The organism is Streptomyces sp. NPDC001606, assembly GCF_053596835.1.
Window position 1 is genome coordinate 1 of the sequence record NZ_JBSFHC010000043.1, and the last position, 13,016, is coordinate 13,016.

Annotated in this window: 11 protein-coding genes; 4 read left to right on the forward strand and 7 right to left on the reverse strand. The window is 69.5% G+C overall.

Going from position 1 to position 13,016, the window contains the following annotated elements; all coding sequences use genetic code 11:
* Positions 1 to 741: 741 nt before the first annotated feature.
* Positions 742 to 1,179, forward strand: coding sequence for a hypothetical protein (locus ACWCV9_RS37375; RefSeq protein ID WP_450793459.1), 438 nt, complete (start codon positions 742 to 744; stop codon positions 1,177 to 1,179).
* 134 nt (positions 1,180 to 1,313) lie between these two features.
* Complete coding sequence (locus ACWCV9_RS37380) at positions 1,314 to 3,104, forward strand: hypothetical protein (protein WP_450793461.1); 1,791 nt, start codon at positions 1,314 to 1,316, stop codon at positions 3,102 to 3,104.
* Here ACWCV9_RS37380 and ACWCV9_RS37385 read toward each other — a convergent pair whose 3' ends face one another.
* The 5 genes from ACWCV9_RS37385 to ACWCV9_RS37405 all read right to left on the reverse strand — a co-directional run bounded on the left by ACWCV9_RS37385 (position 3,105) and on the right by ACWCV9_RS37405 (position 10,335).
* Entirely contained in the window at positions 3,105 to 4,112 is a 1,008-nt protein-coding gene (locus ACWCV9_RS37385) for a recombinase family protein (protein WP_037753727.1), read from the reverse strand.
* Between the two features lie 254 nt (positions 4,113 to 4,366).
* Positions 4,367 to 5,059, reverse strand: a complete 693-nt coding sequence (locus tag ACWCV9_RS37390) for a response regulator (RefSeq protein ID WP_450793463.1) — start codon at positions 5,057 to 5,059, stop codon at positions 4,367 to 4,369.
* Positions 5,060 to 5,063: 4 nt separating this feature from the next.
* Positions 5,064 to 6,293 (reverse strand): sensor histidine kinase, encoded by a 1,230-nt coding sequence (locus ACWCV9_RS37395; protein WP_028423524.1) that lies wholly within the window; start codon positions 6,291 to 6,293, stop codon positions 5,064 to 5,066.
* Positions 6,294 to 6,311: 18 nt separating this feature from the next.
* Positions 6,312 to 7,211, reverse strand: a complete 900-nt coding sequence (locus tag ACWCV9_RS37400) for a CPBP family intramembrane glutamic endopeptidase (RefSeq protein WP_028423523.1) — start codon at positions 7,209 to 7,211, stop codon at positions 6,312 to 6,314.
* Positions 7,212 to 7,341: 130 nt separating this feature from the next.
* On the reverse strand, positions 7,342 to 10,335 hold the full coding sequence (locus ACWCV9_RS37405) for a Tn3 family transposase (protein ID WP_028423522.1): 2,994 nt from the start codon (positions 10,333 to 10,335) through the stop codon (positions 7,342 to 7,344).
* Between the two features lie 154 nt (positions 10,336 to 10,489).
* Here ACWCV9_RS37405 and ACWCV9_RS37410 point away from each other — a divergent pair, with 154 nt between their 5' ends.
* A complete protein-coding gene (locus tag ACWCV9_RS37410; protein ID WP_450793466.1) occupies positions 10,490 to 10,687 on the forward strand; it encodes a hypothetical protein in 198 nt (65 codons plus the stop codon).
* Between the two features lie 1,027 nt (positions 10,688 to 11,714).
* Here ACWCV9_RS37410 and ACWCV9_RS37415 read toward each other — a convergent pair.
* Complete coding sequence (locus tag ACWCV9_RS37415; protein WP_450793468.1) at positions 11,715 to 11,915, reverse strand: hypothetical protein; 201 nt, start codon at positions 11,913 to 11,915, stop codon at positions 11,715 to 11,717.
* Between the two features lie 34 nt (positions 11,916 to 11,949).
* On the opposite strand from ACWCV9_RS37415, the gene ACWCV9_RS37420 reads away from it, so the two are divergent.
* A complete protein-coding gene (locus ACWCV9_RS37420; protein ID WP_450793470.1) occupies positions 11,950 to 12,123 on the forward strand; it encodes a hypothetical protein in 174 nt (57 codons plus the stop codon).
* An 801-nt stretch (positions 12,124 to 12,924) separates the two neighbouring features.
* Here the strand turns inward: ACWCV9_RS37420 and ACWCV9_RS37425 are convergent.
* On the reverse strand, positions 12,925 to 13,016 hold a 92-nt coding region (locus ACWCV9_RS37425), incomplete at its 5' end, for an aggregation-promoting factor C-terminal-like domain-containing protein (RefSeq protein ID WP_450793472.1).

Sequence of the window (13,016 nt, forward strand, 5' to 3'; positions counted from 1 at the left end):
CGGGCCCATGGCTGCTGGCGCTGATAGCGGTCGGCCTCATGTCCTTCGGGGCCTTCTCCTGGGCCAGCGCGCGCTGGCGCGACGTCTGACGGCGGGCCGCCGCCCCGCCGGGGAGCGTACGTCCCGCCGGCACCGACTTCGACCCCGACCCGGACGGCGGCGAGGCCGCCCCCGCCCCGAGGTCCGGCCCACCCTCCGGCCAGCCGACTGAATCACCGCCGCACCCTCGCACCATCACGGCGCCCCCCGACCGGGAGGGCGCCGTCGTCGTCCCCGGCCGCCGGGACCCCAGCGCGCCGGTAGCACCGGCTACACCTGATCGTTCTGGAGCAGCAGAACAAACCGACGCCACCCGTTGCACCATCCCGGGGCCGGCCTCCGGCCCGTACAGCACCCTTGTGCTACGCAGGCTGGCTTTGTAGGTGAGTTTCAGGAACGTCTGATGCTCAGCGGCGGTAATGCTCGGTTCCACGGGAGAGTGATGCCCCGTTGACCGACGCCGATGAGCGGGCCATGACCGAATTGACCGCACGCGCTGATAGTGCTGCAAGGGGGAGTTCATGTCTTGGTTCTCCCAACTGCCCCCGACGAAACCTGTGTTGCTCGACAATACGGAGCTGGACCGTGGGCTCACCCTGCGGGACGCGGTGCTTGATGAGTGGGGTAGGAGCCGGGCCCTTCGGGCAGCAAGAGGGTGTGGTCCGAATGCCGGGCCATCTAGCGACGGGGAGACGACTGACCGTGTTGGAGGAAGCGATGACGGCGGCTGCGGCGGCTGGCGGCATGGCGATGGTGCAGGCAGCTGGCACAGACTTCTGGGGCTGGTGCAGAGCACGCGGGGCGCGGCTCATCGGCCGGGGTGATCCGGCGCGCGAAACCGAGGCGCTGGAGCGCTTGGACCAGACTGCAACCGCCCTGGCGGCAGCCTCGGACGACGAGCGGGAGCGCGTCGGCATCGTGCACGCGCAGCTGTGGCGGGGTGAGTTCGCCTCACTGCTGGAGTCCCTGAGGGATCAGGAGAGGGAACGGGCGGCCGCCGAGCTACGTGCCATCGCAGCCGATTTCGGACCATCGGACGCGACCGCCGGAGGGGTGGTGTCGGGCAACATGTTCAACGGCCCGACCAACTTTCAGACCGGCAACCACAACCATCAGGAGAACAAGTTCGGTTCCGCGTGATGAGGCGTTCCAGGTCCCGTGGCCCTGGTGGGGTCTCGGAGAACACGTTCAACGGTACGACGAACATGGTGGTCGGCGATCACGGCGCCATGGTGGTCCACAACCATCTAACGCCTCAGATCCCACTCGATGTCATGGCCGAATCGCTGGCTGCCGCAGTGGAGGAGGAGTGGAACAAGGAAGCCGGACTGCGGCGCCTGAAAGCGCGGGTCGTGGACGAGACTCCGCTGCCCGTGCGGTGGGAGGTGAGCGGGCACAGGGTGACAGACCGGGCCGCCGGAGCGACCGCCGAGGGTAAGAGGGACAACTTCGGCCCGCTTCCCGGGCTGAGGGTGGTCACGCGCGAGCAGCTCTTGGAGGGCGGGGGCCTAGACGAACTGCACGAGGTATACGGCGGGCTAGCCTCCGGCCGGATTCTGTTGGTCGGTCGCGAAGCAGCGGGAAAGACAGCAGCCTTGGTGCTGTTGCTGCTAAAGGCACTCAAATACCGGAAGGAGGCCAAGCTCGAGGACCAGCGGCGCATCCCTGTGCCGGTGCTCCTGCCTCTGGAGGGCTGGGATCCTAAGAAGGAGAGGCCGCTGGACTGGGCGGCGGCACAGATCGCGCGCAGGTACCGGTTCCGTGGGCCCGAGGATGCCCGTCAGCTGCTGAAGGAACGCCGTGTCGCGCTGTTCTTGGACGGGCTCGACGAGGTCGTGGGCAAGCTGCGGGGAGCCATGGTGAGTGCCCTGGGATCCGCGGAGTTTCGGATGGTGGTGACGTCGCGGGTTAACGAGGCGGAACACACCGCCCAGAAAGTGCGGTTGCGTGGGGCTGTCGGCCTGGAGATTCGGCCAGTGAAGCCGAAGGTCGCCGCCGACTACCTGCTCAACCAGCTGCCGGACCCCCCGCCGCCCGCCTGGCACCGGTTCACCAGCAGACTGCTGCACGAATCCGACAGCGCCGTTGCCGAGGCTCTCTCCAGCCCGTTGGCGATCGGCCTGGTGCGGGATGTCTACCGTGAGGACGACCCGGTCGACGAGCTGCTCGACACTGCCCGCTTCCCCGACTCCCGTACGATCGAGGATCACCTCCTCGACCACGCGGTCACGGCCGCATACACCCCGGGGTACTGGGATTCCCGGCCTCGTTACTCCCCAGAGACGGCCGAGCGAACGCTGCGATTCATCGCTGCCCGGCTCGCCCAGGAGGGAACCGGCGATCTGTCCTGGTGGCACATTCCGGGATGGGCTAACCCCCGGCCGAGGGCAGTCGTCGTCGGAATCGTGGCCGGCGTGGTGTATGGGGTTGTCAACGCCCTCGGCCTATGGCGGGCGTCCGGCGCTATGTCCGCTTGGGCGGCGGGACCACTTATGGCGGTCGCCGCCGGGTGGGCGGCAGGACTACAGGCGAGCCTCCTGGCTGCTCCACAGCCGCTGCCCAGCGCCGGATGGCGGGACATCTTCTCCCCGGCGACCCTCAAGATGGGTTTCACGGTCTGGCTTGGCATCGGGCTTCTGAACTGGCTGGGCCCGCACTTCACGGACCCGCCGATGCCGGTCTGGCTCGACTTGCTCACTGCGCTGCCGGTTGGCTTCGCTGCCACCATGGCAAGCGGACCCGGGTACCAGCTCATGGCCGGAGGCTTCATTCTCGCTGTGGGTTCCGGACGGCGGTTCGACGGCCTGCGAAGAGGGCTGACCCGACGCACGGTGACCGAGAGCCGGTCGATCGGCCCACGGGACGTGTGGCGGCACCACGTCGGGCTACGACTAGTGCTGGCGCTGCTGTCCGGACTCGCCGTGGCACTGTTCTTCGCCTGCCTCATGGGCTGGGCCCACGGGCTGCACAACGGCGTTGCCACGGGTCTTGTGGCCGGCCTGTGGGCCGCGTTGTTGGCCCTGTTCTCCCGAAGCTGCCGCGAAGTGACAAGTAGCCCTGCGTAATCAGAGTGACGCTCGGTCAGGAGCGGCGAGGCGGGGTCCGGGGACCTCGCCGGCCTGGAGGGCGGCGAAGTCGGCGTGCGCGGCCTCGATGGCTTCCGGGTACGCCTCGCGCTTGGCGTGTTCGGCCAGCGCCCGGTAGATGCTGGCGATGGAGGGGTTCTGTCCCTTGCGCTTGCCGGTGGGGATGAGCAGGTCGGACTGGATCTGCTCGACGGACTCGCCGTTCGCCCGGCGCCGCAGCACGGTGTGGAGCATGTCGTCGGTGATGACCGGCGGCCGGCCGCCGTGCTTGCCCTTGCGGGCCGCGGTGTCGAGCCCTTCCAGCGTCGACTCGCGGATGTTCTCCCGCTCGGTCTCCGCCATCGCGGCGAAGAACGCGAAGAGCAGCTTGCCCGGTCCGGTGGGGTCGTAGATGCCGGGCAGGGGCCCGGCGAGCATCTCCAGGATGAGGCCGTGGGCGGTGAGGTGGTCGGCGAGCGCGGTGAGTTCGGCAGCGTCGCGGCCGAGCCGCTTCATCTCGTACACGGTGAAGATGACCCGGCAGTGCGGGGCGTGGGCCTTGATCTCCCGCGCTGTCCTCAGCGCCTCCTCGAACTTCGGGCGGACCCGTACCCGGGTGCTGATCTTCTCGCTGAAGATCCTGTCCCTCGGGATGCCGTGCTTGCTGAGCGCGTCGAGCTGGGAGTCAAGTTCCTGCCCGAGCGTCGAGCACCGCGCGTACCCGATGCGGATGTCCGCACTCGACAGGTCCGGATCGATCGGCGCCGGCGGCGGGGTGCCCGGCCGCCACGGCCGGCCCGGACCGCGGTCGGCGGGGGTCGGCACCCGCAGCGCCTTCTTCAGCCGCGGCACCATGGTGAAGCGGCGGGTGTGGTAGGCGGAGGCGACCGCTCCGCCGCGCGAGCGGCAGGGCGAGCCGGGCTGTGCGTCACACTTCGGACAGGTGTGCTGTTCGACGTCGTCGGCGTCCGACCGGTCGATTGGGGAAGGCTGCTGAGGGCCCGTCATGGGCCCGGATTTTCGCACAATGCAAGTCTGAGAAGGGGGTTCATCCCGCTATTGAGTGAGAACAGGTTCTGAGAACCGAACCAAGATTAACAAGGGTCCGGCGGCCCGTTGTCGATCTTGCTCCGGCAAAGGACCGTTTATGCGAGGACGGCACGAGGCTCTGGTCAGCTCGGCCGCGCAGTCCGGCCACAAGAGCCCGACCAGTCGGCGTGCGTCGTACCCACCTCGGTGTCCAGGCCGACGAGCGCGTGGGGTCAGCCGGTGGAGGACACCAGCCCGACCCGGTAGGCGAGGACGACGGCCTGGACTCGGTCGCGCAGGCCGAGTTTGGCCAGGATCCTCGACACGTAGGTCTTGACCGTCTCGGGGGTGATGAAGAGCTCCGCGGCGATCTCCGCGTTCGACAACCCCTCAGCGATCTGCCGGAGCACCTCCAGCTCGCGGGGGGTCAGTGCCCGTACCACGTCCTCCCTGGCCGGCCGGGAAGTATCGGCCGGGCGCAGGTGTTCGGCGAAGTGGCCGATGAGGTGGCGGGTGACGGCGGGGGCCAGCAGGGCCTCGCCCCTGGCGACCGTCCGAATGCCGTTGACCAGCTCCGCCGGGGGCGCGTCCTTGAGGAGGAAGCCGCTGGCCCCGGCACGCAGCGCGTCGTAGACGTAAGCGTCAACGTTGAAGGTGGTAACGACCAGCACCTTCGGTGGTGCCTCGGCGTCGGGACCGGCCAGTTGCCGGGTCGCCTGGATGCCGCCGAGCAGGGGCATCCGGATGTCCATCACCACCACGTCGGGACGCAGGCGCGCTGCGGCCTGGACCGCCTCGTGCCCGTTCTCGACCTCTCCGACGACCTCCATGTCGGGCTGGGCGGAGAAGATGGTGACGTAGCCGGTGCGCACCAGTGCCTGGTCGTCGCAGACGAGCACACGGATCGGTGGCGGCGCATCGCTCACGGGGTCACTCCGATGCGGGCTTGGACGGAATTGTGGCGTGGACCTCGAACCCGCCTTCGGGCCGGGGTCCGGCCTCCAGTTCACCACCGACCATCCGCGCCCGTGCACGCAGCCCCGCCAGTCCACGCCCGCCCGCATGGTCCGGCTTCCGCACGGCAGGTGCGGCCGCCGGGGAGGCGGTGGGCCCGTCGGTGGTCACCTTGATCTCGATGCGCTCCTCGCCGTGCCGGACCAGGACCCGTGTCGTCTGCCCGGCGGCGTACTTCATCGCATTGGTGAGCGCCTCTTGCACCACCCGGTACGCGGCCAGCTCCACGTCCACGGACTGCCCTCGCCGCTCGCCCTGCTCGCTGAACTCGACTGGCTGCCCCGACCTGCGGGCCTGTTCGACCAGGCCCCCGAGTCGTCCCAGGGTGGGTGCCCGGTCCGCGCGCGCTGGGTCCGCGGACGCTGACTCGCCGGTCGCCTCCAGCACGCCGAGCAGGTATCGCAGCTCTGTCAGCGCCCGACGGCCGGTGTCGCTGACGGCCGAGAGTCCCTCGCCGGCTTTGTCCGGTGCGGAGGTGAGCAGGAACTGTGCCGCGTCCGCCTGGACCACCATGGCCGTCACATGGTGGGTGACCACGTCGTGCAGCTCGCTGGCGATGCGTGCCCGCTCTGCGGCCGTGGCCACTTCGGCGGCCAGCCGCCGCCGCTGCGCCTCTTCCGCCCGCCGTGTGCGCACGGTGCTCCCCACCAGCCAGAACGCGGCCAGAGTCAGATAGAACGCGAAATAGTCCGCGATGCCCTGCGGTGAGCCGAGGCGGTCCAGGACGAGGGCCAGCACGGCATAGCCCGCACTCACCACGCCCGCCAGACCATGGCGGAAGCGGACCTGGTGGGTCCCGGCCGAGTACAGGGCCAGGTACAGCCCCAGACTCCCGAACGTCGTCGCGAAGCCCAGCGCCTGGTGCGCGGCGAACGCGCCCGCGACGACAGCCAGACAGCCCGCGGGCCACCGTTGGCGGGCCGCCAGCGGCAGGGTCTGGGCCAGGATCAGCCCGACGCTCAGCGCGCTCGCTGGCCGCTCGGGCAGATCCCCGATCTGCGCTCCGATGTTGGACAGGGTGGGCACGAAGGCCAACAGGGCCAGTACCAGGGCAAGGACGCCGTCCTTGAGGAAGGTGTCCCGCTCCTCCCACCAGTCGAGCGGCGCCCGGAGCATCGCATGGCTCCAGGGCGCATGAGGGGACATCACTACCGTTTCCTCCGGTCAGCTGGCCTGAGTGTGTCGTGCGGATCGACGGGGCAGCAGACGGCCGCCACGGCGGGCGAGGACGAACATTCGGACGGCGAGCAGCACACCGATCACGACGGGCACCAGCGCCGCCTCCAGGCCGAAGCCACCGCCGGTCAGCACAGCGGAGCCATGCACGTCGACGGTGAACAGGCCCTCGGAGGTGTGCCCGGAGACCGGGATGCCGAGCAGCTGCTCGGTGGTGTTCCAGGCGAAGTGCAGACCCGCGATGAACCAGATGTTACGCCGCCACAGGAACGCGGCGCCGAGCATCACGCCCGCCTCCAAAGCGATCGCCAGCGCACTCCACGCACTGGCTCCCGGAGTGCCCAGATGGGCGATGCCGAAGAACAGCCCGGTGATCACGATGGCGGCCCGGCTGCCCCACAGCTGCTCCAGAGCCTGCAGCGCGAGACCGCGGAACAACAACTCCTCGGTGACCGCGGCGCCGATCTGCACCATGACCGCGGACCAGACGACCGCTATGAAGCCATGGCCCGCCCAGGAGAACGAGTAGCCCCCGAACGCCGTGATCAGCAAGGCGGACACCAGAACGAAGCCCAGGCCGATCGCGCCGCCCAGCAGCGCCTCCCGGCCGACTCCCCGCCGGGCGATCTCCGGCGTCGAGCGTCGCGAGACACGGCGCATGACCAGCCAGTACACGGCCACCGCGGCCACCGCGCCCAGCGCCGGAACCGGACCAGGACCCGTGGCGGTCAGGCCCGAGACCAGGCCGACGCCGACCAGGCCCGTCAGCATCCAGCCGAGCGGAGAGCGGACGATCCGGTCGAGACGACCGCCGCGAGCGTCGTGACCGTCGGGGCCCGTGTCCGGGCCGGGGCCTCCGGCGTGCCGTGCGGTGGACGTTGTACTCATCGTGGCCTCCCCTGTAGCGGTCGCACAGGCTGCGACCTGACAACCACGCTAGGAATCCGGCGCCGTCCGCGAATCACCCGCACATGGACAGCTCCTGTAGCTCTCGCGGGGGATGCGCCCCGAAAAAGGATCAGGCACCCGTACGAGAGCCGGACACCATGACCACCGGGGTGGCGAGGTCGAGGTGGGAGTTCATGTCGAGTTCGAACCGGCCGTAGGGGTTGACGTGGGTCCAGAACAGCGGGGACAGGGCCCGCCGGTCGGCGTCGATGAGCCGGCTCTGCCACTTCTCCTCGCTCAGGATGTCCTGGAGGAGCAGGGTGTTGACGTACACCAATGCGGACTGCAGCAGGTGCAGCGCCAGCATCGAGACTTCCTGGGACTCCTTGTCGGAGCCGGTCAAGTCGCCGTCCTTGCCGTAGAAAAGGTCGTGGTTGGCGGAGTTCCAGTTCTCCACGACCTGGAGCCCGTCGTTGATCTCGCGGCGCAGGTCCGCGTCGGCGAGGTAGTCGCAGATGAACGCCGTACGTATTGCCCGCCCGAGTTCCTCGATCGCCCGGTAGGTGGGGTGCTTTGGTCCGCCGCGGGTGAAGCGCCGCAGGACCTGCTCGGCCTCGGCGGTGCCCAGGCGCAGGGCGGTGGTGTACTTCACGATCTGGTCGTACTGCTGGCGGATCAGGTCCCAATCGATCGTCTTGGTCGACAGCACCGGCGCCAGGCGCGGCCACGTCTCGTCCTGACCGGCCGCCGGCCGGTACAGCCGCGCGGAGCCGACGTTCTTCAGCCGGGGCAGCAGGTTGAAGCCGAGCATGTGGGCGAAGGCGAACCCGACGATGGAGGCTCCGTGCGTGTCGGTGTACTGCCGGTCGATCTCCACGTCCGTGCAGTGCCGCAGGACGCCCTCGATCATCGCGGCGACCTCGGAGGCCGAGCAGGACTTGAGCTGGCTGTAGACGCACAGCGACTTCTTCTCGACGTGCCAGTAGATCATCACCCCGGGCCCGCGGTACCGCTGATGCCACTCGGTCATGAAGTTGCTGGACCAGGAGCCGAACTTCTTGGAGTCGCTCGCGCAGGCAGTGCCCTCGCCCCACCACGCCGCATCACGGGTGGCGAAGGTGGCGTTGACCAGCCGCGCCAGCGCCGCGCGCAGGTTGGTCCGGTTGACAAACAGGTGCCGCACCCGGCGCAGGACGGCCTCGCTCTCGCCGTGCTTGCCGGTGACCGCGACCCGCTTGATGCCCATGTTCGTGCCCAGCGCGAACAGCACCAGCAGCAGCCGGCGCCGCAGCACCGCCTTCGGCACCGCCTCCCTGGTGGCGACCGAGCTGAACTCGCCGGTGAAGCCGGTGGCGAACTCGGCCTCCTTGAGGATGTCGATCAGGTCGATGGTGCCCCAGCGGCGTTCGATCTCCGCCTTCAACGCGACGAGGTTCTCCGGCTCTCCCTGCTTGCCCAGCGGCGAGACCTTGATCCACGGCTCACCGTGCCGGCGCACGATCTCCACTCCGCCCGTGGCCCCCAGCTCCAGCGCGGTGTCGAAGCGGGTCAGGGCCTCACGCAGCCGCTTCTGCAGGGCCCCGATGAACTGCTCCGGGTCCTGCGGCTGGCGGATCGCGTCGTAGTGCACATCGCGGTTGTCCTCGAAGTCCGGCGGCAGATCGTCCTCCGGGTTCCGCCACCGGTTCGCCCCCGGCACCCATATCTCGCGGCGCCGCAGCGCATCCCGCAACGCCACCAGCACACACAGCTCGTACGGGATGCGCTCCACCCGGCCGCGCTCATCCACCACGGCCTTGCGCCACTCCTCGCGCACCACCCCGCCCAGCGGGATATTCTCCGCCTCGTCGAAGAACGCCCCCTCCTTGGCGATGGGCTGGTCCAGATACCGCTTGAGCAGGTCGATCGCGTCCATCACCGGCCGGTAGGCGGTGTTGTTGCACTTCAGATCCAGCGCGTTCAGCAGCGGTGAGAGCATCCGCCGCCAGTGGTTGGAGTACGACGAGCGCAGCACCGTACGCACCCGGGCCCGGTAGCGGGCCTCGTTCGCCGCTGCCTCCGCCGCCAGCGCCTTCAGCGTGGACTCCCCGGCCACCGGATAGATCACCTTGCGGACCGTGCCGCCCGGCTCGGCGACCGCCGCCTCCGCCAGCCGCAGCAAGATGCCCTCCTTGCCGCGGACCCGCTTGAGCTCCTTGTTGAACTCGCCCTCGACCTTCTTCTCCGCCCGCGTGTTGATCTTCTGCACGAGCTGGATGAACAGTTCCACCAGCGAGTCTGTGATCTCCGTCTGGCGCACATGGCACAGCGTCGACAGCAGCGTGTACCGCACCGGACCAGCCGCCGACCGCAGGTCCGAGGGGTACTCCTTCGCCGCCCGCGCCCGCCAGGCCGCGACCAGCTTCTCCGACACGTCTGCGAACAGCTCCGGCGGCAGCTCCAGCGCCCGCACCCGCTGGAGCTTGTTCACCTCCGCCAGCAGGCTGTCCAGCCCCAGCGCGCCCGGGTCCGCCTTCAGTTCGGTGAAGAAGGTTCCCCCGCCGCCCGCGCTCTCCTCGTCCGCGCTGGTGTCCCCGGCGATCAGGTCGTCCAGCCGGGACCGGGTCGCCGCCGACAGCCGGCCCACGGTGGCCGCGCAGAACCGTTCCTCGAAGGTGCTGACCGCCGACCCCACCAGCCGGGCGATACGCCCCGGCGTCGGCGGCTCCAGCCGGTCCTTGCGGCAGCGGGCCACGACCGCCTCCGCCAGCCGGTCGCGGTTCAGCTCCACCCCGCACAGCTCGACCGCCAGCCACTCGGCCAGCTGGGCCTGGTCCTCCTCGGTGCACTCACGGAAGCCGAACGCGCCCCGGATCTCCACCCGGTGCCGCTTGATCGCCCGCCCCGCCCAGTCGTACGCGGCCCACTCCTCGGCGGGCACCTTCACCTGCTGGGCGACGTACGCCACCGCAGGCGCCGGGATCTCCTCGGCGTTCTCCGGGAACCGGGCCTCCACCTCGAAGAACTTCAGCAACAGCGCGAACCCCAACCGGTTAGCCCCCGACTTGTTCCGCAGCCGCTCTTGGTCCTCCTCCAGCAGCGTCCAGACCTCGATCAGGTCCTCCGGCTCCCACTCCTGCCGCACCCCAGGCTCCTCCGGTCGTCGTGTCATGACACGACCAACCTGGCCGAGCGCAACCTCCGGGAAGGTCAGAAGATCGAAACGAATGACAAGCTCACCCCTGATCCGCTACAGAGAGCTACTTGTCACTTCGCGGCAGCTTCGGGAGAACAGGGCCTTGTTCGCCGGCCCCGCCAGCAACCTGGCCGTGGCCACCGCCCTCACCGCCGTACAACTGGCCTTCCGTGAGCGCACTCCTGTGCGCCTAATGGCCTTCCTGGAAGACGCCCACCACCGCAACCTGTTGCGGGTGACCGGCCCCGTGTACCAGTTCCGGCATGCCCGGTTGCAGGAACGTCTGACTCAGCAGGAGTGAGGTGCCGCGTGGGCCCCTGAGCCCCTTCGCCCAGGGTTGCCAGGCGGGCTGGCGCGTAACTCGGGGCGGCATGGCCATACGCGAGGACGAGAAACGGCTGCGCAAGGTCCCAGTCAGATTTACTCTGTGAAACTTGACAAACCTGATTCCACATAGCGACGACTTCACGATTCCGTGACCCAGGACCGTTGCTGATTCTCATCAACATTCGACGGGCACAGCAGCAGCCATCTGTTCCCAGCTCCCACCCACAAGTGCTCTTCGTTCTGACCTACGCAGCCAGCAGGCCCATGTAAATGCTGCGCCCGGGCGTCTTCGGGCCCCGGCGCCGCGGCAGGGATGGGCAGCGCCTGCGCCTCCATCGATGCCGGCAGGGTGGGCGGCTGCCAACGGTGATGGAGTCGATCGTCGATGCGTCGTAACTGTGCGGTGCGTGCCCCGCTGCCGGGACTGGGTCGGGTCATGGCGGCACTCCAGCAGTTCCCGGGCCCAAGCGGGGCCAGATCGTCCGATACGTGACAGTCCTGAAATTAGCGCAGTGAGCGCACGCTGTGGGGATCAGGAGGGTGTGCTCGAGAGCAACTCTGCGCAAGACCACCTGCCAGCAGAGGTCGACTTGCTGCCCGACAGGCAGGCGACCGATGACCGATGACCGCAAGGGAATTGAGTCGAGGCCGCCGGGCAGACGGTCGATCTCCGGACGGCCCAAAGTGCCCTCCATGATGGGAAAGTGGCTGCTCGATCCACGCGGAACGCAGGCTGAGCACCCGGACCTGGCGGCCGAGAAGGACGCCCTCTCCCCACGGCGGCCATCCGGCCATGACGTACCTTCAGCTGGGCGTCGGCCCCCACGACCGCGTGGCATGAGAACTGATCACCAGCCCGGCCCACGCCCAGGCCATCGCCCGCTTCCTCGAACTGCACCCGGAGACCACGCAGTTCGGTCGCCGAACTCGCCCTCATGTGCCCTGCCGACTTCTGAGCGCCGACGCGCAGCCTCGGCCGCGCCACGTCGGGTCGCCAGGCGTCAGCCGGCGTCAACCAGGGGATCCCCCTGCTGTCCGGTGCCGGCCCAGGCGAGGATCCGGCATGTGAACGGCTCGGTGGCGCAGATCCGGCCACAGACGCCCTGGCGGGCGGGGCACAGCCAGGCCCGTTCCTCGGGGGTGAGCGCCTCGAGGTCGCCGGGAGGGACCCCGACCCACCGGGGTGGCGCGAGCCTGGGCATCTCAGAGCCACCTCTCGCACCGAGGTCGGGATCGGTGACCACCAAGCCCACCAGCCGCTGGCCGACGACGCAGACGACGGTCCAGCCGCCGGTCGTCGGCGCCGGGCGCAGCCCGAGCGGGACCAGCGGCCACGCCGGCCCGGCAGGGCGCGTGACCCACCGGGCCGAGCCGCTGGTGCCGGTGGGCCTGTTGACGCAGGCTGATTGACCGGCATCGGCCGGCATGGGCGAGCAGGCACAGCAGCACGGCCACGAGCAAGCCGGTGCTGCTCGCCCACGCCGTCATTGCCGCAGAGCCTCACACGACAGAAACCAAGCCGGCGCCGCGCACCAAGCTCACCTCCGGGATACTGCCTGCCCAACCGGGAAACGCATCAAGGCCCGCGCGTCCGGCCAGGCACCGCGCTCCGGGCACCGGCCCCCCAGTCGCGGCCCCGTGACCACCCGAGCCACGTGAGGCGCGCGCCCTCACCCGTATGAGGGATGCACCCGGCCAGGCGGCACGCGCAGCCCGCATCAAGCCGCGGGCCGCCATAAGCCTCGATCCACGACAGCACCCGCATCCTGCCGACTGCCGCCTTTACCTCACCACACCCGGCGCATCCTCACCGCACCCCGGCACCACAAGGGCACTGACACCCAGGAGCTTCGGCCCGCATCGAGGAGACGGAGGCGCAGTTGCGGGACCTGATGGGCGGCGAGGCAACCAGGCGCACGCGGACCATGACGAGGCCGGCCAGCTCGCCCAAGACAAGCCCCGCAGAGGCGGGCAAAGGCGGCGCCCTGCGTCTTCCCACGAGCCCACCGAGCCGGGCCTCCGGCCCCGTATCGCAACCCGCGTCTCCCGCCTCGGCCATCCCAGCCCGCGAAAGCAGCCCGCACGCCGGGCCGCGGGTGCCTTTGCGCGCATACGCGTGCGCCCCCGCCAGGGGCGGGGGCGTGAGCACGTGGGGCGTGGGGTGCGGCCGGTGGGCCGCTGTGGGGGTGCGCCTGGCTTGGTGGGTGTGGCTTAGTACCAGCCGTTGGCCTGCCAGAAGGACCAGGCCTTGACCGGGCTGCCGTAGCGGGAGTTCATGTAGTCCAGGCCCCACTTGATCTGGG